Genomic DNA, 23,870 nt, shown 5'->3' with positions numbered 1-23,870 from the left:
CGGGTTTAGTTTTCTCGATCCAGGAGGAGAAGTCCCATGCTCACATCCGATGCCTCCGGCGTCTGCGTCATCTGCCCGACCCCCTTCACGCCCGATGGCGCGCTGGACGAGCGCAGCGCGGCCGCCATGACCGAGGCCTATGCGGCGGCGGGCGCCACGGGCCTCACCATCCTCGGCATCATGGGCGAGGCGCCGAAGCTCGACGCCGAGGAGGCCATGCGGCTGGTGCGCGTCGTGCTGAAGCACGCCAAGGGCCTGCCGGTGATCGTGGGCGTCTCGGCGCCGGGCTATGCGCCGATGCGGGCGCTGGCGCAGCGCGCCATGGAGGCCGGTGCGGCCGGGGTGATGATCGCCCCGCCCGCGGGCCTGCGCGGCGACGACGCGGTGCTGTCCTGGCTGCAGGGCGCGGCCGAGGCCGTGGCGCCGGCGCCCTGGGTGCTGCAGGATTTCCCGCAGGCCACGGGCGTCACCATGCCCGCGCGCGTGATCGCGACGCTGGCCGCCGATCCGCGCTGCGTGATGCTGAAGGCCGAGGAGTGGCCCGGCCTCGACAAGATCACGACGCTCGTCGGCCTGATGGCCAGGGGCGAGATGAACCGCATCGCCATCTATGGCGGCAATGGCGGGATCTTCCTGCCGGAGGAGACGATCCGCGGCGCCGACGGCATCATGACGGGCTACGCCTTCCCCGAGATGCTGAAGAGCGTGCGCGAGCTCATCCTGGCCGGCCGGCGGGACGAGGCGATGGACCTCTTCGAGGCGCATCTGCCGCTCATCCGCACGGAGCACCAGCCGGGTCTCGGCCTCGCGGTGCGGAAATACGTGCTGACGCGGCGCGGAATCATCGCGCACCCCACCGTGCGCGCGCCGGGGCCGAAGCTCTCAGAGGCCACGCGCGCGGAGGTGGATGCGATGCTGGCCCGGCTCGCGCGGCGGGACCCTGTCGCCCTGAAGCTCGCGGCGGAATGATGGCGTCCGATGATCGGAGCGCGCAGCCGGGCGATCTGAATCGGCCGTCCGATGGCGGTCGGTTGAAGGGGCGCATCGCCCTCGTCACCGGTGGCCAACAGGGCATCGGCGCGGCGATCTGCGCCGCCATGGCGCGCGACGGCGCCGATGTCGCGGTGAACTGGCTGGACGACGCGGAAGCCGGCGAGGCGGTCGCGGCGAAGGCACGTGCGTCCGGCGTTCGCGCCGTCGCCATCCAGGCGGATATCGGAACGACGCAAGGCCGAGCCCATCTGCAATCCGAAACGGAGCGGCGGCTCGGCCTGCCCGACATCCTGGTCTGCAATGCCGGCATCTTTCCCCGCGCCGACTTCCTCGACCTGACCGAAGCGATGTGGGATTCCGTCCATGGCGTGAACCTCAAGGCCACGGCGTTCCAGATCCAGCTTTTCGCCCGCGCGCTGGTCGCGGCGGGCAAGCCGGGGGCGGCGGTGACCATGTCGTCCTCTGCCGTGCGCGGCGACCCGAAGGGGGCGCATTACTCCGCGACCAAGACCGGGCTGCTCGGCCTTACGCGTTCGGTTGCGCTGGCGATGGCCGACAGGGGCATCCGCATCAACGCCATCGCGCCCGGCCTCACCGACACGGCCCAGCCCCGGCACGGCAATACCGAGGAGCAGATCGCCGAGCGGGTGAAGGCCATCCCCATCTCGCGCCTCGGCCAGCCGCAGGACATCGCGGAGGTGGCCTGCTTCCTCGTCTCCGAGCAGGCGAGCTGGATCACCGGGCAGGTCTACCACGTGAATGGCGGTCTCTACATGCCATGAGCCAGGACGATGACGACGACGACGAGGGGCCGCCCGGCGTTCCTCCCGGCACGCCCTTCTACATGACGCCCGACGGCCATGCGGCGCTCCAGGCCGAGCTGCACCAGCTCTGGCATGGCGAGCGCCCCAAGGTGACGGAGATCGTCTCCTGGGCCGCGGCGCTCGGCGACCGCAGCGAGAATGCGGACTACCAGTATGGCAAGCGCCGCCTGCGCCAGATCGACAGCCGCGTGCGCTTCCTGCGCCGCCGGCTCGACCGCGCCGAGGTCGTGGATCCGCGCGACCAGAAGCGGCGCGACCAGGTCTTCTTCGGCGCGACGGTGACCTATGCGCGCGAGGATGACAGCGAAACCACTGTCACCATCGTCGGCATGGAGGAGGCGGATGCGACGCTGAGCCGCATCTCCTGGGTCTCGCCGGTGGCGCGCGCGCTGCTGGGCAAGCGCGTGGGCGACCTCGTGAAGCTGCGCACCCCCGCAGGCCTCGAGGAGATCGAAGTGATGAAGATCTTTTATCCGGAGCGCGACGCATGAGCGAGACAGCCGCCGTCATCGGCATGGGCCTGATGGGCTGCGACATTTCGGCGATCTTCCTCGCCGGCGGATGGACCGTTGCCGCACAGGAGCCCGCGACGGAATCCTGGCCGGCGAAGCGCGAGCGCGTGCGTCTCTCGCTGGCGCAGCTCGGCGCCGATCCGGCGCTGGAGGCGGGGCTCACGCTCTTCGCCGCGATCGGTGATCTGCCCTTCGCGGATTGCGCCTGCGTCATCGAGGCCGCGCCGGAACGGATGGAGCTGAAGCGCCAGGTCTTCGCCGCGCTGGACCGGCTGGTGCCCGTCGGCATCCCGATCGGCTCCAATGCCTCCGGCTACCGCATCACCGAGATCGCGCGGGACTGCGCGACGAAATCGCGCATGTGCAACCTGCACTTCTTCCTGCCGGCGCATCTCGTGCCCGGCGTGGAGGTCGTGAAGGGCGAGGCGACGGAGGATGAGGTCGTCGACCGCTTCTTCGCCATCATGGAGAGCCTCGGCCGCATGCCCATCCGCGTCTCGCGCGACGAGCCCGGCTTCCTCGCCAACCGCATCCAGCACGCGCTGATGCGCGAGGCCTTCTCCTGCATCGATTCCGGCCTCGCCACGGCCGAGGATGTCGACCGCGCGGTGCGCTACTGCTTCGGCTTCCGCTACCTCGCGGCCGGTCCGATCCTGCAGAAGGAGCTGGCCGGGCTGGAGACGCAGCTGGCCGCCGCCGCCACGATCTATCCGAGTCTCAACACCAGCCCCGAGCCCTCGCCGGGCCTGGCGAAGCTGGTGGCCGAGGATCGCCTCGGCCCCAAGACCGGCCGCGGCTATCGCGACTGGCCGCCGGAGAAGACCGCCGCCGAGCGCGCCCGCTACGAGCGCGTGCTCGCCGCCGCGCAGCCTCTGCTGCGCGACGAGGTATGAAAAAGTCGCGCGTCGTCCTGATCCTGGGGACGACGCAGACGCTCGCCTGGGCCGGCAGCTACTATCTGCCGGCCATCCTCGCCCCCGCCATGGCGCGCGACACCGGCGTGTCCACGGCGACGGTCTTCGTCGCCTTCTCCTGCGCCATGCTGATCTCGGCCGTGCTCGGCCCGCGCGTCGGCGCGGCCATCGACCGGCAGGGCGGGCGGGGGGTGCTGGCCGCGTCCAACCTGGTCTTCGCCTCGGGGCTGGCGATCCTGTCGCTGGCCGGCGGCCCCGTGCTGCTCTTCGCGGGATGGCTCGCGATGGGCATCGCGATGGGCATGGGCCTCTACGAGGCCGGCTTCGCCACGCTGGCCCGGCTCTACGGCAAGGAGGCGCGCAGCGCGATCACCGGAATCACCCTCATTGCCGGCTTCGCGAGCACGGTCGGCTGGCCGCTGACGGCCGCGATGGAGGCGGAATGGGGCTGGCGCGGCGCGTGCCTCGGCTGGATCGGCATCCAGCTCCTGCTGGCGCTGCCGCTGAACCTGCTGCTGCCCCGCCCCGGGGCGAGGGAGGTGGCGGCGCCCAAGCCGCTCCCGCAGGCCGCCGCGCGGGCGACGCGCCGGTCCGCCATCCTGATGGCCGCCATCTTCTCGGTGAGCTCCTTCACCGCCGCGGCGCTCGGCGCGCATCTGCCCGCCCTGCTGCTGGCGGCCGGCGCGACGCCTGCGGCCGCGATCGCCGCCGGGGCGCTGCTCGGGCCGGCCCAGGTCGGCGCGCGGGTGCTGGAGTTCACGCTGCTGCGCAAGGCGCATCCGCTGCTCTCGGCCAAGCTGGCGCAGATCAGCCATCCGGTCGCGGCCGCGCTGCTCCTCGCCTTCGGCGCGCCGGCGGCCATGGCCTTCGCCGTGATCCACGGCGCGGGCAACGGCATCCTGACGATCGTGCGCGGCACGCTGCCGCTCGCGGTCTTCGGCGCGGCCGGCTACGGCGCGCGGCAGGGGCTGATCGTGGCGCCGGGGCGCTTCCTCTCGGCGCTCGCCCCCGCCGTCTTCGGCTTCTTCGTGGAGGGCTACGGCGTGGCCGCGCTCTGGCTCACCATCGGCCTCTCTGTCGCGGCCTTCATCGGTCTGTACTGGCTTCGCGTTCAGCCAGAATCCGAAGAAGCGCCGCGTTGAACTCCTCCGCCGCCTCATAGGCGACCCAGTGGCCGGCGCCCGTGATCACATGGGACAGCAGCGTCGGGTCGATCTCGCGCAGCACGTCCAGCCGCGCCGCCACATTCGGCCAGGCCACCGTGTCCATCTCGCCCCAGATGCCGTTGATCGGCGCCTTCGCCAGCTTCAGCGCCTCCTTCAGGCTGTCGCCCGAGGCGAAGCCGCGGCTGCGGAACCGCGCGTGCTGGGTGTTGTACTCCTGGATGTCGAGCGAGGTGTCGTCGATCTTCGCGCGGTCGCGGATCATCAGACGCGCCAGGTTCTCCGCATTGGCCGCGCGCCGCTCCGCGCCCTGCTTGTCGCGCACCTTGAGCAGGTCGAGTGGGGGGCGGGGCAGGCCGAGCGAGGCCGCGCCCACCACGGTCACGCTGCGCACATGGTCGCCTTCCAGCGCGGCGAGGTGGCCGCCGACATTGGCGCCGAAGGAGAAGCCGGCGAGATGGTAGCGCCGGTCCGGCCCCAGCAGCGTGGCGATGCCCGCGGCCAGGGGCTTGGCCACGTCGTAGATGTCCTTCGCATCCGGCGGCATCGCGCTCTCGCCGAGGCCCGGGATATCGGCCGCGATGACGCGATACCGCGCCGCGAGGGCGTCGATATTGCGTAGCCAGTGCAGCCAGCTCCCCGAGCCGCCATGCAGCAGCAGCAGGATCCCGGGCCCGTCCCCCCAGCTCCGCCAGGCGATCCGGCCGTCCCCGCACGGCGTGTGGGACGGCTGGGCGCGGGCTTCGAGGGCGTCGATCTCGGCGGTCATGCAGGCAGGCTCCTTCCGCGCCGCGCCTCGACGCGGGCAATCCAGGTGGTCGAGATGAAGATGACGGCCGCGCCGAGCAGCGTCGAGGTGGAGGGGATTTCCGACAGGAAGAGGAACCCCAGGCCCGCGGCCCAGATCATGTCCAGGAACCGCACGGGCTGCGTCGAGGAGATGTCGGCGAGCCTGTAGGCATGGGTCAGGAGCCAATGGCCGAGGCTGCCCAGCATGCCGCAGACCAGCGCGATCGCCCATTGCGACGGGGTCGGCCAGACCCAGGCCCAGAGGGCCACCGGCAGGGTGAAGAGCGTCACCGTCAGGGACTGCCAGGCCACGATCACCGTCGGCGCGTCGCGGCGCGCCAGGGCCTTCGTGATCAGGAAGGAGGCCGCGAAAAGCGGCGCGGAGGCCAGCATCAGCAGCGAGCCCCAGTTGCCGCCGCCCTGCAGCCCGGGCCAGACCACCACCAGCACACCGGAAAAGCCCAGCAGCCCGGCGACCCAGCGCTGCCAGAACATGACCTCCTTCAGCCAGATCACCGCGCCGATCATGATGAAGATCGGGGTGGTGAAGCCGATGGCGGTCAGCTCCGCGAAGGGGATCAGCGGCAGCGCCGCGAACCAGAGGAACAGGCCGGAGGCATGCACGGCGCCGCGCCACAACTGTCCCGAGAGGCTGCGTGTCCGATAGGCGGCGAGCCCGTCGTGGAACACCCAGGGCAGCACGGCCACCAACCCCATGAAGTAGCGCATGAACTGCACCTGGAAGCTCGGCAGGTCCTCCGAGAGCAGCCGCAGGACGATGTTCAGGGCGCAGAGGGTGAAGCCGGCCGCCGCCGCGTAGAGCATGCCGAGGGCGGTGGGGCTCACGCGATGGGAGGCTTTCGGGGGACGCGGTCTGGCGAAGAATTCATCGGCTTTCCTGGATGCCTCGCAGCGTGACGCGGCCCGCATCTTTGCGGAAGCCCCCGGGCCGCCTACCATCCATGCAAAGCCCGAAGCATGAACGGCGTGTAGACCCCGGATCATGCCTCGGGCTTCGTTGTGTCGCGCCTTCCGCCTGGCGGAAGCTGCTCAAGGACCGAAGCGATGCCCGATTCCAGCCTCCCCTTCGACCCCACGCGCATGAAGTTCGGCATCGGCCAGCCGGTGCCCCGCCAGGAGGATCCGAAGCTCCTCAAGGGCCAGGGCCGCTACACGGACGACCTGTCGTTGCCCGGCCAGCTTTATGCCCATGTCCTGCGCAGCCCCTATGCCCATGCGGTCCTGAATGCCGTCGACGTCAGCGAGGCCAGGGCGGCGCCGGGCGTGCATGCGGTCATCACGGCCGACGACCTCGGCGATTACGGCGAGCTGGTCTGCGCCATGCCGCTCAAGAGCATCGACGGCACGCCGCTGCGGACCACGCGGCGCGCCGCGCTGGCCAAGGGCCGGCTGCGCTTCGTGGGTGACCCGGTCGCCGTCGTCGTGGCTGAGACCAGGGCGCAGGCCAAGGACGCGGCCGAGCTGATCTTCCTCGATGTCGAGACGCTGCCGGCGGCAACCGAGGCCTCGGCCGCCGCCGCGCCGGGCGCCGCGCAGCTCTATGACGACATCCCGGGCAACCAGGTGCTGGACTTCCGCTTCGGCGATGCCGGGAAGGTCGCGGAGGCCTTCGCCGGTGCGGCGCATGTGCAGAAGCTCTCCATCCGGAACAACCGCATCGTCGTGGCCGCGATGGAGCCGCGCAGCGCCATCGGCGAATACGAGGCCGAGACGGGCCGCTTCGTGTTGCGCCTGGGCTGCCAGGGCGTCTTCGGCCTGCGCAACCAGCTGGCCGACGACGTGCTGAAGATGCCGCGGAACAAGGTCCGCGTCCTCACCGGCAATGTGGGCGGCAGCTTCGGCATGAAGGCCTCCGTCTATCCGGAATACCTGCCCATCCTGCATGCCTCCAAAGTCCTCGGCCGGCCCGTGAAGTGGACGGACGAGCGCAGCGGCTCCTTCCAGTCGGACGCGCATGGCCGCGACCACGAGGTCGAGGCGGAGCTCGCGCTCGACGCGGATGGAAAGTTCCTGGCCGTGCGCCTCACCAGCTTCGCCAATATGGGCGCCTATCTGACGAATGTCGGACCCAACATGGCGACCGGCAACTACTCGAAGAACATCCAGGCCAACTACGCCACGCCGCTGCTGGAGGTGCACACGCGCTGCATCCTCACCAATTCGGTGCCCGTCACCGCCTATCGCGGCGCGGGCCGGCCCGAGGCCAACTACTACATGGAGCGGCTGATCGAGGAGGCCGCGCGCGCCATGGGCAAGTCGCCCATCGCACTGCGCAAGCTCAACCACATCAAGCCCGAGCAGATGCCCTATTCCGCCGCGAGCGGCAGTGTCTATGACGGCGGCGACTTCTCGGCGATCCTCGACCAGGCGCTGGAGGCGGCGGATTTCGCGGGCTTCGAGGCGCGCCGCGCCGAGGCCAAGGCGCGTGGGGCGCTGCGCGGCCTCGGCATCGGCAACTTCCTCGAATGCACCGCGCCGGTGCAGAAGGAACAGGGCGGCATCCGCTTCGGCGAGGACGGCACCGTCACCATCGTCACCGGCACGCTGGATTACGGGCAGGGGCACTGGAGTGCCCTCGCGCAGGTGCTGCACCAGCATCTGGGCGTGCCCTTCGACGCCGTGCGCCTGATGCAGGGCGACAGCGACGCGCTGATCGCCGGCGGCGGCACGGGCGGTTCGAAGTCGATCATGGCGTCGGGGGGCGCGATCGTGGAGGCCTCCGAGCTCGTCATCGAGAAGGGCCGGCAGGCCGCGGCCCATGTCATGGAGACCGCCGTCGCGGACATCGAGTTCGACGCCGGCACCTTCACCGTGGCGGGCACCGACCGCAGCATCGGCATCATGGAGCTGGCCGCGAAGCTCAGGGAAATGCCGAAATCGGACGACCTGCCGGACACGCTGGACGTCACCCATGTCTTCCAGGAAGCGCCGATGGCCTTCCCGAACGGCTGCCACGTGGCCGAGGTGGAGATCGACCCGGATGTCGGCACGGTGAAGTTCGTGAACTACGTCACGGTCAACGACTTCGGCGTGATCGTGAATCCGCTGCTGGTCGAGGGCCAGGCGCATGGCGGGATCGTCCAGGGGATCGGCCAGGCGATCTACGAGTTCGTCGCCTTCTCCGAGGACGGGCAGCTTCTCTCCGGCAGCTTCCAGGACTACGGCCTGCCGCGCGCGGAGGACGTGCCGAGCTTCGGATTCGCGAGCCACCCCGTGCCGTGCAAGACCAACCCGCTGGGCGCCAAGGGCTGCGGCGAGGCGGGCTGCGCGGGCTCGCTGCCGGCGGTGATGAACGCCATCGTGGACGCGCTGCGGCCGATGGGCGTGACGCATATGGACATGCCGGCGACGCCGGAGAAGATCTGGCGGGCCATTCACGCCCATTGAGAGGGGCTCTGCCCCTCTCAAACTCTCCCCGCCAGGGATGACAAATCCCTGGACCCTATCGTGTTAGAAGCAGCCGCGCGCCGATCGCGCTCACGCCGGCCAGGCCGAGCGTGATCGCCATGGGCAGCGCCGTGCCGTTGTGCAGCGCCGAGACCAGCGAGCCCGCGATCGCGCCGAAGCCGAACTGCAGCGTCCCCAGCAGCGCCGAGGCGGTGCCCGCGATATGCGGGAAGGGCGTGATGGCCAGCACGCTGCCGATCGGCACGGTCACGCCCAGCAGCGCGATGTACAGCACGATCGCCGCATAGACCGCGAGGAAGGGCGCGCCCAGCAGCACGCAGCCCGTCAGCGCCGCGCCGCAGCAGGCCACGCCCGCCACGCCCATGGTGAACACCCGGTCGCGACCATATTGCGCGGCGAAGCGCCCGCCGAACTGCGACATCAGGATGAAGCCCGCCGCGCCGGCGCCGAAGAACAGCCCGTAATGCTCGGGCGCCACGCCGTAGATCGAGATGAAGACGAAGGGCGAGCCCGCGATATAGGCGAACATCCCGCCCATGGTGAGGCCGGAGACGGCCGCGGTCGCCAGGAAGCGCCGGTCGGTGATCAGCGAGAGATAGCTGCGCAGCACGGCGAAGACCGAGGCGCGCTGCCGCTTCTCGGGCGCCAGCGTCTCCGGCAGGAAGGCGATGCAGCAGACCAGCGCCACCGCGCCCACGCCGGCCAGGAACCAGAAGATGGCGCGCCAGCCGAGCGCGGCCGCGAGGTAGCCGCCCATCAGCGGCGCCAGGATCGGCGCCACGCCCATGATGAGCATCAGCCGGCTCATCAGCTTCACCGGGTCGATCTCGTGGGCGACGTCGCGCACCACCGCGCGCGCGATCACCATCCCCGCGCAGCCCGCCAGCGCCTGGCACAGCCGTAGCAGGATCAGCGCCTCGATGCTGGTCGCCATCGCGCAGAGGGCGGAGGCGATGATGTAGACCACGAGCCCCACGAAGAGCGGCGGGCGCCGCCCCAGCCGGTCGGCAAGCGGGCCGTGCACGAGCTGCCCCGTGCCCAGCCCCAGGAAGTAGGCCGCCAGCGTGAGCTGCGCGCCGTCGATGCCCACGCCCATATCCCTCCCGATATCCGGGAGGGACGAGAGGTACATGTCGATCGAGAGCGGCGCGAAGGCGCTCAGCAGCCCGAGCAGGAAGGCCAGACGGTTCTGGCGGCTCATGCAGGCGGCGGCAGGAACTCCACCTCGTGCAGCGCGGAGAGGCGTACGACCTCGGCCGGATCGGGCACGTTGTGGATGGCCTTGAACAGGTCGTGCAGGCGGCGTGCCGGGCTGACCCAGAAGAAGGCGCGGCCGGGCTTGCCGCTCTCGTTGAAGTAGCCGTGCATGATGCCGCGCGGCATGCGGACCAGGTCGCCGGCCTTGGCGTGGTGCGTCTGGCCGTCGAGGATGAGCTTCCACTCGCCCTCCAGCATCAGGATGTACTCGTCCTGGGTCGGATGGATGTGCGGCGGCACGAAGGTGCCGGGCGGGGATAGTGCCTCGAAGGCGAAGCAGTCCCCGGTGGAAGCCTTGGGGTGGTAGGTCTGCCCCAGGATGTTCCAGGTGATGCCCTCGAGCCCGGTGGTGGCGCGGGTGATGCCTGCGGTTTCGGTCATGGATGCCTCTCCTCGTTAGGCTGGCGGCACGTTCTTGTTGCACCGCAGCACGGTTGTCGTCCCCGGCCTAGACCACGAGGCGCGACCCGGGGCTGTCCATGCCGCATGGGTAACGATCGGATCCTGGCGTTTCAGACGTGCAGGTATTGTTCCCGCAATTGCGGAGCCGAGGCCAGCGCCGCGCTGTCGCCCGTCCAGACGGTGCGGCCGCGCTCGATGATGACGTGGCGGTCGGCCAGGCGCATCACCGCCGAGAGGTTCTTGTCGATGAGCAGGATGGCCTGGCCTTCCGACTTCAGCCGGGCGAGCACCGTCCAGATCTCCGCGCGGATCAGCGGCGCCAGGCCTTCGGTGGCCTCGTCGAGGATGAGCAGCTTCGGGTCCGTCATCAGCGCGCGGCCGATGGCCAGCATCTGCTGCTCGCCGCCGGAGAGATTGCGGCCGGTATTGGCGCGGCGTTCGCGCAGGCGGGGAAAGAGGGCGTAGACCGAATCGAGGCTCCAGCGGCCTGGGCGGGAGGTGGCGACGAGGTTCTCCTCCACGCTCAGCGTCGGGAAGATCTGCCGGCCTTCGGGGACGAGCCCGATGCCGCGCCGGGCGATGACATGGGGCGGCTGCCCGATCAGCCCGGCCTCGCCGAAGCGGATGCCGCCGCCGGTGACGCGCCCGCCGAGGCTGCCGAGCAGGCCCATGACGGCGCGGATCGTCGTCGTCTTGCCCATGCCGTTGCGGCCGAGCAGCGTGACGACCTCGCCCGGCGCGACGCTGAGCGTCACGTCGGTGAGCGCCTGGCTCTGGCCATAGGCGGCGGCGAGGGATTCGACCTGGAGCATCACGCCTCCGATCGCCGGAGGGCGAAGGCCCGGAGGCGTGAATCGGCGGCGCGGCAAACCTCCGATCGCCGGAGGGCGAAGGCCCGGAGGCGTGAATCGGCGGCGCGCATCAAGCCGCCTCGTCTTCGCCGAGATAGGCGTCGCGGACGATGGGATTCGCGCGGATCTCCTCCCTGGTGCCGCTGGCGATCACGCGGCCCTGGGCCAGCACCGAAATCCGGTCGGCCAGGGCGAAGACGGCCGGCATGTCGTGCTCGATGAGCAGGATGCCGTAGCGCGCGCGGAGCCCGCCGAGGATGCGCATCAGCCGCTCGGCCTCCTCCGCGCCGGTGCCGGCCAGCGGCTCGTCCAGCAGCAGCAGGCGCGGACGCATGGCGAGCGCGATGGCGAGCTCCAGCTGCCGCTTCTCGCCATGCGAAAGCACGGAGGCCGGCACGGCGGCGCGCCGCTCCAGCCCGACCTCGGCCAGCGCCTCCATCGCCTGGCCGTTCAGCGTGGCCTCGTTGCCCGCCGGGCGGAAGAAGCGGAAGGAGGAGCCGCTGCGCGCCTGCACGGCGAGCGCCACGTTCTCCAGCGCGGAGAAGCCCGGCACGATGCTCGTGATCTGGAAGCTGCGCGCCAGCCCGCGCCGCGCCCGCCGCGCCAAAGAGAGCCGCGTCACGTCCTCGCCCGCGAAGACGACCTGCCCGGAATCCGGGGCAAGCGTGCCGCTGATCTGGTGGATGAGCGTGGTCTTGCCGGCGCCGTTCGGGCCGATCAGCGCGTGGATCTCGCCCTGGCGCAGGTCGAGCGAGACGTCGTCGGTGCCGACCAGCCCGCCGAAGGCCTTGCGCAGATGCCGCAGCTCCAGAAGCATCTCAGCCACGGCGCAGCAGCCCGGCGATGCCGCCACGCATATAGTAGACGCAGAGGATCAGCAGCGGCCCGAAGATCAGCCGCCAGTGCTCGGTGACATGGGCCAGCCATTCCTCGACGAGGATGAAGGCCAGCGCGCCCATCAGCGCGCCATGCGGCCCGGCCGCGCCGCCCAGGATCACCATGAAGAGCAGGTCGCCGCTGCGCTGCCAGGTGACATAGGCCGGCGCCACGAACTCCGTGCCATTGGCCAGCAGCACGCCGGCCAGCCCGCCGATCGCGCCCGCGATCGCATAGGCGACGAGGCGGTAGCGATAGGGCTCGAAGCCCACGGCGCGCGCGCGCGTCTCGTTCTCGCGCGCCGCGCGCAGCACGCGGCCGAAGCGGCTGGCGAGCAGGGCCTGCACCAGCGCCCAGCACAGGATCAACAGGGCCAGGCAGGTGAAGTGGAAGAACAGCCGGCCCTCCAGCGCGCGCGTCCCGAAGAGCTCGGTGCGGCTGTAGAGCGTGTAGCCGTCGTCCCCGCCATAGAGCGCCAGCGAGGAGGTGGCGAAGAAGGCCATCTGGCCGAAGGCCAGGGTGATCATGATGAAGTGCACGCCCGAGGTGCGGATGGCGATGGCGCCCGTCACCGCCGCGAAGGCGGCCGAAGCCGCGATGGCGATCGGCACCACCATCCAGCCCTCGGTGATGCGCGCATGGTCCAGCACGACGACGGTGTAGGCGCCGACGCCGAGCATCGCCGCATGCCCCAGGCTCACCAGCCCCGCGCCGCCGACGATCAGCGAGAGCGAGATCGCCGCCATGCCGAAGATCATCGCGCGGGCCAGCAGGGTCAGCGAATGCCCCTGGCCGAAGCCGGCGAAGGGGGCGATGGCCAGCAGCGCGAAGATCGCGAGCGGCACGGCGGCGTCACGCCATGTCATCGGCGGGCCGGGAAGAGGCCGGCGGGGCGGAAGGCCAGGATCGCCGCCATCACGATATATACGAGCATCGAGGCCAGCGCCGCGCCCGTCTGCCGTGCCGCGGAGGGGTCGAGGAAGAGGCGCATCAGGTCCGGCATCAGGCCGCGCCCCAGCGTCTCGACGAGCCCCACCAGCAGGGCCGCGAGGAAGGCGCCGCGAATGCTGCCGATGCCGCCGATCACGATCACCACGAAGGCCAGGATCAGCGGCGTGTCGCCCATTCCCGGCTCGACGGAGAGGATGGGCGCGGCCAGCGCGCCGGCGAACCCCGCCAGCATCGCCCCGAAGCCGAAGACCAGCATGAAGAGCCGGCGGATGTCGACGCCGAGCGCGCTTACCATGGGCGCGTTGCTCGCCCCCGCGCGCACCAGCATGCCGGCCCGCGTGCGCTCGACCAGGAACCAGAGCAGGGCGGCGGTGGCGAGGCCCACGGCCAGGATGGCGATGCGATAGGTCGGGTAGAGCAGCCCGTCCATGATGGCGATGCCGCCGCTCAGCGCCGCGGGCATGGGCATCTGCATCGGCGCCGTGCCGAACAGCACCCGCATGCCCTCGTTCAGGAAGAGGATGACGCCGAAGGTCGCGAGCACCTGCGAGAGATGGTCGCGGTCGTAGAAGTGGCGGAAGACCAGGAACTCCAGCAGCAGCCCGAAGGCGAGCGTGGCGGGCAGGGTCAGCAGCAGCCCCAGCCAGAAGCTGCCCGTCCAGGCGGCGAGCGTGGCGCCCAGATAGGCGCCCACCATGTACTGCACCCCATGGGCGAGGTTGATGAAGTCCATCACGCCGAAGACCAGGGTGAGGCCCGCAGCGATGAGGAAGAGCAGGATGCCGAATTGCAGGCCGTTCAGGGCCTGCACGAGGAGCAGCGTCGTGTTCACACGCGGAGGGTCACGTTCACCCGTTCAGATGCGGCCAGATCATATACGGCCAGATCAGATACGGACTGGCATGCGGCATTCAGGCGCCCAGGGGTCGATATTGGCCGACAGCACCTTGCGCACCGTCTCCGTCTGGAACCGGCCGTCCGGCCGGCGCGCGACCTGGAGCTGCCAGAAATCCTGCACCGGATACTGGTTGATGCCGAAGCGGAAGGGCCCGCGGACGCTCTGGAAATCGGCCGCCGCGATGGCGTTGCGCAGCGCATTCTTGTCGGTGAAGTTGCCGCCCACCTTCTTCACGGCGGAGTCCAGCAGCCGCGCCGCGTCGTAGCTCTGCGCCGCATAGCTCGCGGGGACGTAGTTGTAGACGCCCTCGAAGTCCCGCACGAAGGCCTGATTCGCGGGGTTGTCCATGTTCGGCGCCCAGCTCGCCGCGGCGTAGAAGCCCAGCGCGGCCTCGCCCTGCGCGGGCAGCGTCGCCTCGTCCACCGTGAAGGTGGAGAGGAAGGGGATCGTCGCCAGCCCGGCCTGCCGATACTGTTTCACCAGGTTCACGCCGAGCCCGCCCGGCATGAAGGTGAAGACCGCATCCGGCCGCAGCGAGGCGATCTTCGCGAGCTCGGCGGAGAAGTCCATCTGCGTCAGCGGCACATAGACCTCGTCCACGACGGTGCCTTGGAACTTCGACTTGAAGCCCGCCACCGCGTCGCGGCCGGCCTGATAGTTGGGCGTCAGCACGAAGACCCGGCGGTAGTTCGAATCCTGCGCCACCTGGCCCATCACCGAATGGACCTGGTCGTTGTTGTAGCTCGTCGTGAAGAAGTAGGGGCTGCAGCCGCGGCCGGCGAGCGTCGAGGGGCCGGCATTGGTGGAGATCAGGAAGGTACCGGAATCCGTCACCGGGCGGATGATCGCGCCCAGGATGTTGGAGAAGACCACGCCCACGACGAAGTCCACCTTGTCGCGCTCCAGCGCGGCGCGGACCTTGGTGACGGCGACGTCCGGGCGCAGCTCGTCGTCGATCACGATGGTCTCGACCCGGCGGCCGCCGAGCTTGGTGTCAAGGTGCCGCATGCCGAGCATCCAGCCGTCGCGTAGATGCGTGCCCAGCGAGGCCGCCGGGCCGGTCAGCACGGCGACGAGACCGATCTTGATGGGGGCCGAAGCTGCCGAACCTTGGGCATGGACGGCCGGCGCGGCGAGGACCGCAGCGCCGCCGCCGGCGAGGAGCGTGCGGCGGGCGAAGCCCGGATTGTCCTGGAACGCCATGGGTGCTCTCCCGCGCATCGTTTGAAGCCTTAAATATTCGATACCGTGCAGCAGGCCTGCCATGCAAGTCTCGCGGCCCTTATCGTCAGCGGATGGTCGACCCGAGACAAGGGGCCCAGCACGGTGAAATGATCCAGCCCCGGCAGCGCCTCCCAGGAGCCGCCCCAGAGCCCCGCGAAGTCGCGGCTCTGGCGCAGGAATTCGCCGCTCTCCTCGCCGCCGACGGCGCAGTGCAGAGGGCGGCCGGGCGAGGAGAGCAGGGCCGGCGACAGGCCGCGCGCCGCCGCCGGATCCAGGCCGAGCGCCGCGTTGAGGCTGGTCGGCACCAGCGGCTCCAGCCAGAAGAGGCCCGAGACGGGCAGCGCCGCCGCGGCCATCTCCGCCGGCAGCCGCGCCAACAGCATGGCCGCGAGGTGCCCGCCGGCCGAATGCCCCGAGATCAGCATGGGGCGTCCGAGCCGGGCGTGCAGCGCCCGTGCCGCCGCCTCCGCCTGCTCCAGGATGCGGGCCAGCGGCACGGCGGGGCAGAGGTCGTAGGACGGCACGCCCACGGCGATCCCGTGCCCCAGCAGCCCCGCCGCGCAATGGCTCGCCGAGGAGCGGTCGAGCGCCTGCCAGTAGCCGCCGTGAAAGAACATCGCGACGCCGCGGATCTCCGGCGGCAGGAAGAGATCCATCGCCTCGCGCGGGCCCGGCCCATAGGCCAGCACCTCCGGCGGATGCGCCGCCCGGAAGGCGGACGCATCCCGCATCCAGCCCGCCATGATCGCCGGATGGCCCGGCACCCGGGCCCGGTTATTGTATTCAATCTCTTCGGAATTCATCCCGCACCTTCCGCCTGGGACACGATGCGGCCCCTCTACCGTCCCGGCGAAGCTTCTGATAGAAATAAGTCGGGTTCTGCTTATCCGCGGCTCTCATTCCCCCGTCCAGCCTGCGGGGTCAGGGAAAGGTTCTGCAAGGCCTCGATGCGCTTAGCATGAGAATTGAGGGCCCCGCCTCCGCCGTCCGCGAGACGCAGCGGTTGCGCATGTTCTCCGCCATCGCCCGTACCATCGCCGGCGATGTCGAGCTGTCGCAGCTGGTGCAGATCGTCACGGATGCCGCCACGCAGTGGTCGGGCGCAAAGTTCGGCGGCTTCTTCTACGATATGGTGGATGCCTCGGGCGAGGCTTGTGACCTCTATGCCCTGTCCGGCGTCCCGCGCTCCGGCTCCGAGAAGCTTCCGATGCCGCGCAGGGCGGAGATCTTCGGCCCCGCCTTCGACGGCGTCGGGATCGTCCGCTCCGACGACATTCGCCAGGATCCCCGCTTCGGGAGGAACGGGCCGTATTTCGGCATGCTGGAGGGCCACCTGCCGGTGGTCAGCTATCTAGCGGCGCCGGTCGTCTCGCGCACGGGCGAGGTGCATGGTGGCCTCTTCGTCGCCCATGACGAGCCTGGCGCCTTCGGCATGGAGGCCGAGGAGACGGTCGCCGCCATCGCGGCGCATGCGGCCATCGCCATCGACAATGCCCGTCTGCTCGAGGCATCGCGCCGCGGGGAGGAGGCGTCGCGCCAGGCGCAGGAGGCCAATGCCTGGCTCGCCGCCATCGTCGCCGGCTCGGACGACGCGATCCTCAGCAAGTCGCTGGAAGGCATCATCTCCAGCTGGAACGCCAGCGCCACCCGGCTCTTCGGCTTCACCGCGGCCGAGGCGATCGGCCGGCACATCACGATCCTCATCCCCGACGACCGCCTGCATGAGGAGGAGGAGATCATCGGCCGAATCCGCCGGGGCGAGCGCGTGGACCACTTCGAGACCGTGCGCCGCCGCAAGGACGGCAGCCTGCTCGACATCTCGCTGACGGTCTCGCCGGTGCGCAACACGCGGGGCGTCATCATCGGCGCCTCCAAGATCGCGCGCGACATCTCGGACCGGAAGCGCGCGCAGCAGCAGCAGGACCTGCTGCTGCGCGAGGTGAACCACCGGGTGAAGAACCTCTTCTCGGTCACGACCGGGCTCATCTCGATCAGCGCGACGTCCGCGAACAGCGCGGAGGAGCTGGCGGTCTCGTTGCGCGAGCGCGTGCTGGCGCTGTCCCGCGCGCACGACCTCACCTTGCCCGAGCTTGGCGGGGAACAGACCGGCGAGAGGGGCACGACCCTCTTCGCGCTGCTGGCGGCGATCATCGCACCGCACGATTTCGCGGGCGCGCCGCGCCTGGCGGTCACGGGCACGGACGTGCCGCTGCAGGGCTCGACGCTGACCTCGCTGGCGCTGCTGCTGCACGAGTTCACGACCAATGCCGCCAAGTACGGCGCGCTCTCGAGCAAGGCGGGCCGCCTCGCGGTGCAGACCGCCATAGAGGGCGGGATGCTGGTCCTGACCTGGAGGGAGATCGGCGGGCCGGCGGTGGCGGCCCGCGGAATGCCGGAAGGGTTCGGCAGCCTGCTCGAGCGCGCCACCGTCCAGGGACTTGGCGGTGAGATCGCGCGCGACTGGGCGCCGGGCGGCGTCGTCATCCGGCTGCGCATCCCGGCGGCGCACCTCACGGGCTGATCATGGTCTGCCGCATGGATTCCAGGCAGAATGTCCCATGCGAATCTACCTGGCCGGCCCCGAGGTCTTCCTGCCCGACCCGGCATCGCTGGGCGCGGCCAAGAAGGCCATCTGCGCGCGGCACGGGCTGGCCGGGGTCTTTCCGCTCGACCCGCCGGCGCCCATGCCCACAGGTCCGGCGGACTGGCGCCGCATCCACGCCGCCTGCGAAATGCACATGCACGGCTGCGACGCGCTGGTGGCGAATCTCACCCCGTTCCGCGGTTCCGGGACCGATCCGGGCACGGCCTTCGAACTCGGCTACATGCGCAGCATGGGCCGGCCCGTCTTCGGCTATACCCACGCGCCCGGAGACTACCGCGCCCGGGTCGAGGCCCGGCACGACGGCGCGGCCTGGCGCGATCCGGCGGGGATGGAGGTCGAGGATTTCGGCCTGGCCGAGAACCTCATGCTGGAAGGCGCCATCGCGGCCTCGGGCGGCATGGTGCTGCGCGCCGCGGCGCCGCTGCCCTGGACCGACCTCTCGCTCTTCGAGGCCTGCGTCGCGGAGGCTGCGCGGCGGCTGTCCGCCTCCTAGAGCAGATCCCGATCATGCCGCTTCGCATGATCGGGTGAAGATGCTCGAAAACAAAAAGCTAGAGCTTTTGAATGAGCCTATTCGAACGGAAAAAGCTCTAAGTGGCGAATGCGTTCGCATCCGCTCTGATCCCGATCCGGTTTCTTGTTTTCCCCCGCGGCTCAGGCCCAGGCGGGCTTGCGCTTCTCGCGGAAGGCGGCGAGGCCTTCCTTGCCCTCCTTCCCGGCGCGGACCATCCAGCTCTCGTTGGTGAGCTGCGTGACCTGATGCGCGCTGAGCGCCAGCCCGTTGGATTCCAGCAGGCTGGTCTTCGTCACGGCGATCGCGGCCGGCGAGGAGAGCAGCATGGCGGCGACGATCTCCTCCAGCCGCGCCTCGACGGCCTCCGGCGCATGGACCTCGTGCACCAGGCCGATGCGCATGGCCTCCTCGGGCCCGAAGCGCTCGCCGGTGATGGCGTAGCGCCGTGCATGGCGCAGGCCCATGGCGTGGACCATGTGCGTCGAGATCGGCGTGGGCGCCACGCCGACGCGGACCTCGGTGATGCCGAAGCTCGCCTGGGTGGTGGCCAGCGCCACGTCCACGCAGCAGGCGATGCCGGTGCCGCCGCCGAAGCAGGCGCCGTGGATGACGGCGAAGCTCGGCTTGGGGAACTCGTTCAGCAGCTGCATGGCGCGCGTGGTCTGCAGCGAGGAGGCGAAGGCCTGCTCGGGCGGGGCCGCGGCGGCCGCGCTCAGCCAGTGGATATCGGCGCCGGCCTGGAAGTGCTTGCCCGCGCCGCGGATCACCAGGCCGCGGATGGCGGGATCGGCGGCGAGGCGGGGGATGCCTTCGATGAGCGCATCCAGCATCTCGCCGTTATAGGCATTGCCCAGCGCGGGGCGGTTCAGCGTGGCGGTGGCGATGCCGCGGTCGTCCACGGACATCAGCACGGGTGATTCGGTCATGGCGTTCTCCTCGGCGCGCAGGGTCGGCGCGGACGGCGCGCGGCGCAAGACGGCGGGGGGTCGAAGGCGCTGCTGCCGGTCGGCCCTGGGCGCGGGTCCATGAGACCGTGTGACAGGCGCGACAATAAATCGCGTGGAAAACAAACAGCCGGCAATTAATGCAGATTCCAGCGGCAGGCGCGTGGCTGGAGAGAGATATGGCGGCAACGGTGGTCACTTATATCCGGGGCGACAAGTATGTGAGCAACATACCAAAATCGGGGGCGGCGGCCGCCCATGGCCTGGTCGGCGAGCTCCTGGTCGGCGGCCAGTCCTACCGGACGATCGAGCGAATGGACAACTACATGTCCATGGCGGGAAGCCGGGACTATACCAATTCCACCATGTATTGGTTTGAGAAATACGGCTCGTACGTGATCAACCCCTGGCTCGGCAGGGAGGCGGAGAAGAAGAAGTACAATATCCTCTTCCATCCGGCCAGCGTGCCGTCGCATCTCGAGGGCTGCGTCGGCGTGGGCTGCCTCGACGCCAGCGGCGTGATGTCGGAGGGCAAGGCCAGCTTCACGCAGATCTGGGAGGCCTGTGGCGGCGCCATAGGGAGGAAGAAGGGTCAGATCGTCATCACGCTCCGCGTCCAGGGCGAGATGAAGCGCCGCTCGGCCTGCACGGCCTGGACGGCCGGCTGAGGGCGCGTCAGGCCGCCAGCTCCACCCGGTTCCGGCCCGCCGACTTCGCCGTGTACATCGCCTGATCGGCGCGCCGCAGCAGGCTGTCGAAATCCGTGTCCCCCTCCTGGGACACCGCGATCCCGACGGACACGGTGAGCGGAATCCGCATCCCGCGCAGGATGAAGGGGTGCCGCTGCACCGCCAGGCGCAGGCGCTCGGCCGCCATCTGGGCCGGCTCGGCCTCCGATTGCCCGAGCAGGGCCACGAATTCCTCGCCCCCCGTCCGCGCCAGAAGGTCGGAGGGCATGGTCGCCGCGTTCAGGCTGGCCGCCACGTGCTTCAGCGCCAGATCGCCCGCCTCATGCCCGAAGCGATCGTTGATCGACTTGAAGGCGTCCACGTCGATGAGCGCGATCGCAACCCGCTCCTCCCGGGTCCGGGCCGTCTCGAAGCGGAGCCGCCCCATCTCGGTGAGGGTGCGGCGGTTCGCCAGCCCGGTGAGGTGGTCGGTGGAGGCGGCGTGCTCCCATTGCCGGCGCAGGCGCTCCGAGCACATCAGCGTGAAGGCCGTGGTGCCGATCACCGGCAGCATGGCCGCCACCAGCGGCGAGATGACGTTCGCCATGCTGCCGTTGTCGGCGATGCTGAAATCGGCCGGGATGCCTGCCCAGGCGAAATAGGCGAAGCGAAGGCAGTTGAGCAGCATGATCGAGAGGAACAGGATCATCAGCAGCTGCCGGCTGCGCGAGCCGTCCCGGCGGCCGGGGTCGGCCAGGATGGCGACGCAGCCCGCCAGGATCACGATCGAGGCCAGCGAGACCGCGAGGATCCGGACGAGCGTGTCCGGCTGAAGCGCCGAGTACCAGAAGATCGCGAAGGTCCCCGCCGCGGCGGGCAGGAGCTGCCAGCTCTTCCGTGGGAGTCCGTCGAACTGCTGGACCCCGCGCCAGCAGATCGTCAGGCCCAGGAGGATGGCGCCGTTCGACAGCGTGACCATCACGGCCAGCGGCAGGGACGGAAAGGCATGGAGAACATAGCCGCCAGCGATGACGAGCGTCCCGGCCTGCCAGCTCCGCACCGAAGGCCGCAGGAGCTCCGGCAAATCGCGGAGGATCAGGCCCAGCGCGCCGCTATTGGCGAGCGTCATCATCGCGAGGACGACATAGGCGGTCCGGGAGTCCATGGCCCTTTATGCCCGATGCAACCTGGGCGTGTAAGGGGTGGCGATAGCTCCCGCAACCTTTCCGCCGTGTCAGGCGGCGGCCTCTTCCTTCATCTTCCGGGCCAGCCACTCGCCGATCATGACGCAGGTGAAATGCGTATTGGCCCGGCAGTCGAAGGGCATGATGGAGGCATCGGCCACGCGCAGACCTTCGATCCCCTTCACCCTCAGGTCGGGATCGACCACGCCGCGCGGATCCTCATAGGCGGTCATCCTGCAGGTGCCGGCGGCGTGCTGCATGTCGTTGACCTGTTCCAGCATCAGGCTGTCGAGGGCCGAGACCGGCAGGGCCGCCACTTCCGCGATCTCCATTCCGGAATCGCCGAAGGTGATGCGGGTGGAGATATCCGCCAGCGCCGGCTGCCGGGCGAGTTCCGCCAGGCGCCGCACCGCGTCGCGCATGCGGACCACGTCCCGCTGGTCGGCCAGCATGTTCTCCTCGACGATGGGGTCGATGCGCGGATCGGCCGAGGCCAGCGTCAGCTCGCCGCGCGAGAAGACGTCGTAGATGCCGGCCGCCACGCTGCCCACGCCGCTCGGCAGCTCGCCCTGGCCCAGGTAGCGGTGGTTGAAGCCGATGAAGATCATGTCGCGGAAGCCGCCGGCGAGGCCGGAGCTGTAGGTCACGCAGCAATTGGTGTGGCGCTGCTTCGGGTCCTTGGAGACAAAGTCCGGCTTCAGCTCCAGGTTGGTCCGGCAGATCGCGTGGTCGTGGAAATGCTTCCCCACATGCGGCATGTCCGCGACCGCGGGTATGCCGAGGGCCGACAGCTCCGCCGCCGGGCCGAGGCCCGAGCGCAGCAGGATCGCCGGCGAGTGGATGGCGCCGGAGGAGAGCACGATCTCGCGCGCCCGGATCTCCTGCCACTCCCCGTCCAGCATCGCGCGCACGGCAACGGCGCGGCCGTCCTCGACGACGACCTTCTCGACCAGCGCGCCGCCGCGGATGGTCAGGTTCGGGCGGTGGCGGGCCGGCTCCAGATAGGCGTCGTTGGTGGTGACGCGCTCGAAGTTGCGGCTGTTGATGGGGTAGCAGGAGACGCCTTCCTTGTCCGGATCGTTCAGGTCCGGGTTCCAAGGATAGCCGCAGGCCAGCGCGGCCTCGCGCAGCGCCTTGTCCACCGGGCCCCAGCTCTCCAGCGGCGCGCGGTAGACGGGGATGGGGCCGCCCTGGCCGTGATGCGGAGCGCCCGCCATGGCCGGGTCGTCCTCCAGCCTGGCGAAGAGCGGCAGGACCTCCTCGCGCGACCAGCCCTCGCAGCCGGATTCGGCCCAGGCGTCGAAGGCTTCGGCCACGCCCCAGATGGCGATCTGCGCATTGACCGTGGACGATCCGCCCAGCGCCTTGCCGCGCCAGTAGTATTTCGGCGCCTGGACGTGCGAGCGGCGGGTGTTCAGGTCCGACCACTGCCAGTCGAGCTGGTTCCGCCGGTCGTGCATGAAGGGGATGATGTTGCTGGAGCGCAGCGCGGGCGGCGCCTCGGCCGCGCGCCAGTCGCGCCCGGCCTCCAGCACCAGCACGCGGCGGTTCGGGTCGTCGGAGAGTCGGCCGGCCAGGGCGGCGCCGGCGGAACCGGCGCCCACGACGATCACGTCATATTCGGTCATCAGGGCCTCTCGACATGCCGGAAGAGCGGGACGGCCGAGGGGAACATGTTTCGCGGCGCCGCGCGATAGCCGGCCTATCCGGCCTTGAGGCCGCGCTCCACGATGCGCGCGTAGAGCGCCGCGCCGAAGGGGATGGCCTCGTCGTTGAACATGTAGCGCGGGTTGTGCGGCATGGCGCCTTCGCCGTTGCCGACCAGGATATAGGCGCCCGGCACCTGCTCCATCATGAAGGAGAAATCCTCCGAGCCCATGGAGGGCGGCTTGCCGCGCGTCACCTTGCCCTCGCCGACCAGCTCGCTCGCCGCCGCGACATAGGCGTCGGTCGCGTCGGCGGCATTCACCGTGGGCGCGAAGATGAGCCGCCAGTCGATCTCCGCCGTGCAGCCGAGGCCCGCGGCCACGCCCGCCACCACGCGCTTCATCCCCTCCTCGATCTGCTCGCCCACCTTGCGGCTGAAGAAGCGCGCGGTGCCGGACATGGTCGCGGTCTCGGGGATGACGTTGTAGGCGTCGCCGCCGCCGATCTTGGTGATGCTGATCACCGCCGGATCGGCCGGGTTCAGGTTGCGCGCGACGATGGTCTGCGCGGCCGTCGCGATGTGGCAGGCCGCGATGACCGGATCCATCCCCGCATCCGGATGCGCGCCATGCGCGCCCTTGCCCGTCACGGTGATGTCGAAGAAGGCGCCGCCGGCCATGGCCGGCCCCTCGCTGATCGCATATTCGCCGACGGGCATGCCGGGGCGGTTGTGCATCCCGTAGATGGCGTCGCAGGGGAAGCGCTGGAACAGCCCGTCCTCCAGCATGGCCAGCGCGCCGCCACAGCCCTCCTCGCCGGGCTGGAAGATGAAGTGGACGGTGCCGTCGAAGTTCCGCGTCTCGGCGAGGTACTTCGCCGCGCCGAGCAGCATGGTGGTGTGGCCGTCATGCCCGCAGGCATGCATCACGCCGCTGGTCCTGCTGCGATAAGGAACGTCGTTCGCCTCCTCGATCGGCAGCGCGTCCATGTCGGCGCGCAGCCCGATCGCGCGGTTGCCGGGGCGGCCGCGCAGCACGCCGACCACGCCCGTCCTGCCGACCCCGCGATGCACCTCGACCCCGAAGGATTCCAGCTTTTGCGCGACGATCTCGGCCGTGCGGTGCTCGCCCATGCCGAGCTCCGGATGGGCGTGCAGGTCGCGGCGGAGCTCGGTCAGCTCGGGATGGTATTTGCGGATGCTGTCGAGCGGGGACATCGGCGGTTC

At 70.0% G+C, this 23,870-nt stretch carries 23 protein-coding genes; 9 read left to right on the top strand and 14 right to left on the bottom strand.

The annotated features are described in order from the left end of the window. The first annotated feature begins 36 nt into the window (after positions 1-36). The 5 genes from EJV46_RS17300 to EJV46_RS17280 all read left to right on the top strand — a co-directional run bounded on the left by EJV46_RS17300 (position 37) and on the right by EJV46_RS17280 (position 4,385). The gene (locus EJV46_RS17300; RefSeq protein ID WP_131549946.1) at positions 37-969 is read left to right on the top strand and encodes a dihydrodipicolinate synthase family protein; all 933 of its coding nucleotides are present in this window, start codon (positions 37-39) and stop codon (positions 967-969) included. Between the two features lie 62 nt (positions 970-1,031). Further along, positions 1,032-1,775, top strand: a complete 744-nt coding sequence (locus tag EJV46_RS17295; RefSeq protein WP_165585590.1) for an SDR family NAD(P)-dependent oxidoreductase — start codon at positions 1,032-1,034, stop codon at positions 1,773-1,775. Then, positions 1,772-2,308 carry a transcription elongation factor GreB gene (gene greB, locus EJV46_RS17290; RefSeq protein ID WP_131549944.1) on the top strand — a complete coding sequence of 179 codons (537 nt, stop codon included), beginning with the start codon at positions 1,772-1,774 and terminating at the stop codon, positions 2,306-2,308. Before EJV46_RS17295 ends, greB begins: the two co-directional genes overlap by 4 nt. Next, positions 2,305-3,222 (top strand): 3-hydroxyacyl-CoA dehydrogenase family protein, encoded by a 918-nt coding sequence (locus EJV46_RS17285; RefSeq protein ID WP_131549943.1) that lies wholly within the window; start codon positions 2,305-2,307, stop codon positions 3,220-3,222. The genes greB and EJV46_RS17285 overlap by 4 nt, the downstream gene beginning before the upstream one ends. Continuing rightward, entirely contained in the window at positions 3,219-4,385 is a 1,167-nt protein-coding gene (locus tag EJV46_RS17280) for an MFS transporter (RefSeq protein ID WP_131549942.1), read from the top strand. The genes EJV46_RS17285 and EJV46_RS17280 overlap by 4 nt, the downstream gene beginning before the upstream one ends. Here EJV46_RS17280 and EJV46_RS17275 read toward each other — a convergent pair. Both EJV46_RS17275 and EJV46_RS17270 read right to left on the bottom strand, forming a co-directional pair. Next, positions 4,330-5,175 carry an alpha/beta fold hydrolase gene (locus EJV46_RS17275; RefSeq protein ID WP_131549941.1) on the bottom strand — a complete coding sequence of 282 codons (846 nt, stop codon included), beginning with the start codon at positions 5,173-5,175 and terminating at the stop codon, positions 4,330-4,332. The genes EJV46_RS17280 and EJV46_RS17275 overlap by 56 nt on opposite strands. Next, the gene (locus EJV46_RS17270; RefSeq protein WP_206020854.1) at positions 5,172-6,041 is read right to left on the bottom strand and encodes a DMT family transporter; all 870 of its coding nucleotides are present in this window, start codon (positions 6,039-6,041) and stop codon (positions 5,172-5,174) included. Before EJV46_RS17270 ends, EJV46_RS17275 begins: the two co-directional genes overlap by 4 nt. A gap of 219 nt (positions 6,042-6,260) precedes the next feature. On the opposite strand from EJV46_RS17270, the gene EJV46_RS17265 reads away from it, so the two are divergent. After that, positions 6,261-8,603: a xanthine dehydrogenase family protein molybdopterin-binding subunit gene (locus tag EJV46_RS17265; RefSeq protein WP_131549940.1), complete on the top strand. Its 2,343-nt coding sequence runs from the start codon at positions 6,261-6,263 to the stop codon at positions 8,601-8,603. Between the two features lie 55 nt (positions 8,604-8,658). Here the strand turns inward: EJV46_RS17265 and EJV46_RS17260 are convergent, their stop codons facing one another. From EJV46_RS17260 to EJV46_RS17225, 8 genes are all read right to left on the bottom strand, one after another. Next, complete coding sequence (locus EJV46_RS17260; RefSeq protein ID WP_131549939.1) at positions 8,659-9,825, bottom strand: Bcr/CflA family multidrug efflux MFS transporter; 1,167 nt, start codon at positions 9,823-9,825, stop codon at positions 8,659-8,661. After that, positions 9,822-10,262 (bottom strand): cupin domain-containing protein, encoded by a 441-nt coding sequence (locus EJV46_RS17255; RefSeq protein WP_131549938.1) that lies wholly within the window; start codon positions 10,260-10,262, stop codon positions 9,822-9,824. Before EJV46_RS17255 ends, EJV46_RS17260 begins: the two co-directional genes overlap by 4 nt. 131 nt (positions 10,263-10,393) lie before the next feature. Further along, positions 10,394-11,095: an ABC transporter ATP-binding protein gene (locus EJV46_RS17250; protein ID WP_131549937.1), complete on the bottom strand. Its 702-nt coding sequence runs from the start codon at positions 11,093-11,095 to the stop codon at positions 10,394-10,396. 109 nt (positions 11,096-11,204) lie between these two features. Next, positions 11,205-11,951 (bottom strand): ABC transporter ATP-binding protein, encoded by a 747-nt coding sequence (locus EJV46_RS17245; protein WP_131550147.1) that lies wholly within the window; start codon positions 11,949-11,951, stop codon positions 11,205-11,207. Between the two features lies 1 nt (position 11,952). Beyond that, positions 11,953-12,876, bottom strand: a complete 924-nt coding sequence (locus EJV46_RS17240) for a branched-chain amino acid ABC transporter permease (protein WP_131549936.1) — start codon at positions 12,874-12,876, stop codon at positions 11,953-11,955. Then, entirely contained in the window at positions 12,873-13,793 is a 921-nt protein-coding gene (locus tag EJV46_RS17235) for a branched-chain amino acid ABC transporter permease (protein ID WP_131549935.1), read from the bottom strand. The genes EJV46_RS17240 and EJV46_RS17235 overlap by 4 nt, the downstream gene beginning before the upstream one ends. 54 nt (positions 13,794-13,847) lie before the next feature. Then, a complete protein-coding gene (locus tag EJV46_RS17230) occupies positions 13,848-15,062 on the bottom strand; it encodes an ABC transporter substrate-binding protein (RefSeq protein WP_131549934.1) in 1,215 nt (404 codons plus the stop codon). A gap of 29 nt (positions 15,063-15,091) precedes the next feature. Then, positions 15,092-15,886 (bottom strand): alpha/beta hydrolase, encoded by a 795-nt coding sequence (locus tag EJV46_RS17225; protein WP_131549933.1) that lies wholly within the window; start codon positions 15,884-15,886, stop codon positions 15,092-15,094. 155 nt (positions 15,887-16,041) lie between these two features. Between EJV46_RS17225 and EJV46_RS17220 the strand changes: the two genes are divergently transcribed. Beyond that, positions 16,042-17,604 (top strand): sensor histidine kinase, encoded by a 1,563-nt coding sequence (locus EJV46_RS17220; RefSeq protein WP_206020853.1) that lies wholly within the window; start codon positions 16,042-16,044, stop codon positions 17,602-17,604. A 37-nt stretch (positions 17,605-17,641) separates the two neighbouring features. Next, entirely contained in the window at positions 17,642-18,181 is a 540-nt protein-coding gene (locus EJV46_RS17215) for a nucleoside 2-deoxyribosyltransferase (protein ID WP_131549932.1), read from the top strand. Between the two features lie 161 nt (positions 18,182-18,342). Here the strand turns inward: EJV46_RS17215 and EJV46_RS17210 are convergent, their stop codons facing one another. After that, on the bottom strand, positions 18,343-19,128 hold the full coding sequence (locus tag EJV46_RS17210; protein WP_131549931.1) for an enoyl-CoA hydratase-related protein: 786 nt from the start codon (positions 19,126-19,128) through the stop codon (positions 18,343-18,345). A 197-nt stretch (positions 19,129-19,325) separates the two neighbouring features. Between EJV46_RS17210 and EJV46_RS17205 the strand changes: the two genes are divergently transcribed. Further along, entirely contained in the window at positions 19,326-19,814 is a 489-nt protein-coding gene (locus tag EJV46_RS17205; RefSeq protein WP_131549930.1) for a hypothetical protein, read from the top strand. A gap of 7 nt (positions 19,815-19,821) precedes the next feature. Here EJV46_RS17205 and EJV46_RS17200 read toward each other — a convergent pair whose 3' ends face one another. The 3 genes from EJV46_RS17200 to EJV46_RS17190 form a co-directional block, all read right to left on the bottom strand. Next, positions 19,822-20,979: a GGDEF domain-containing protein gene (locus EJV46_RS17200; RefSeq protein ID WP_131549929.1), complete on the bottom strand. Its 1,158-nt coding sequence runs from the start codon at positions 20,977-20,979 to the stop codon at positions 19,822-19,824. Between the two features lie 69 nt (positions 20,980-21,048). Beyond that, the gene (locus EJV46_RS17195; RefSeq protein ID WP_131549928.1) at positions 21,049-22,626 is read right to left on the bottom strand and encodes a GMC family oxidoreductase; all 1,578 of its coding nucleotides are present in this window, start codon (positions 22,624-22,626) and stop codon (positions 21,049-21,051) included. 74 nt (positions 22,627-22,700) lie between these two features. Beyond that, positions 22,701-23,861, bottom strand: coding sequence for a M20 aminoacylase family protein (locus tag EJV46_RS17190; RefSeq protein WP_131549927.1), 1,161 nt, complete (start codon positions 23,859-23,861; stop codon positions 22,701-22,703). Between the last annotated feature and the right edge of the window lie 9 nt (positions 23,862-23,870).

The sequence above is a fragment of the Roseococcus sp. SYP-B2431 genome (assembly GCF_004336745.1).
Lineage (GTDB): Bacteria > Pseudomonadota > Alphaproteobacteria > Acetobacterales > Acetobacteraceae > Roseococcus.
This window is presented reverse-complemented; position numbering and strand designations above follow the sequence as displayed.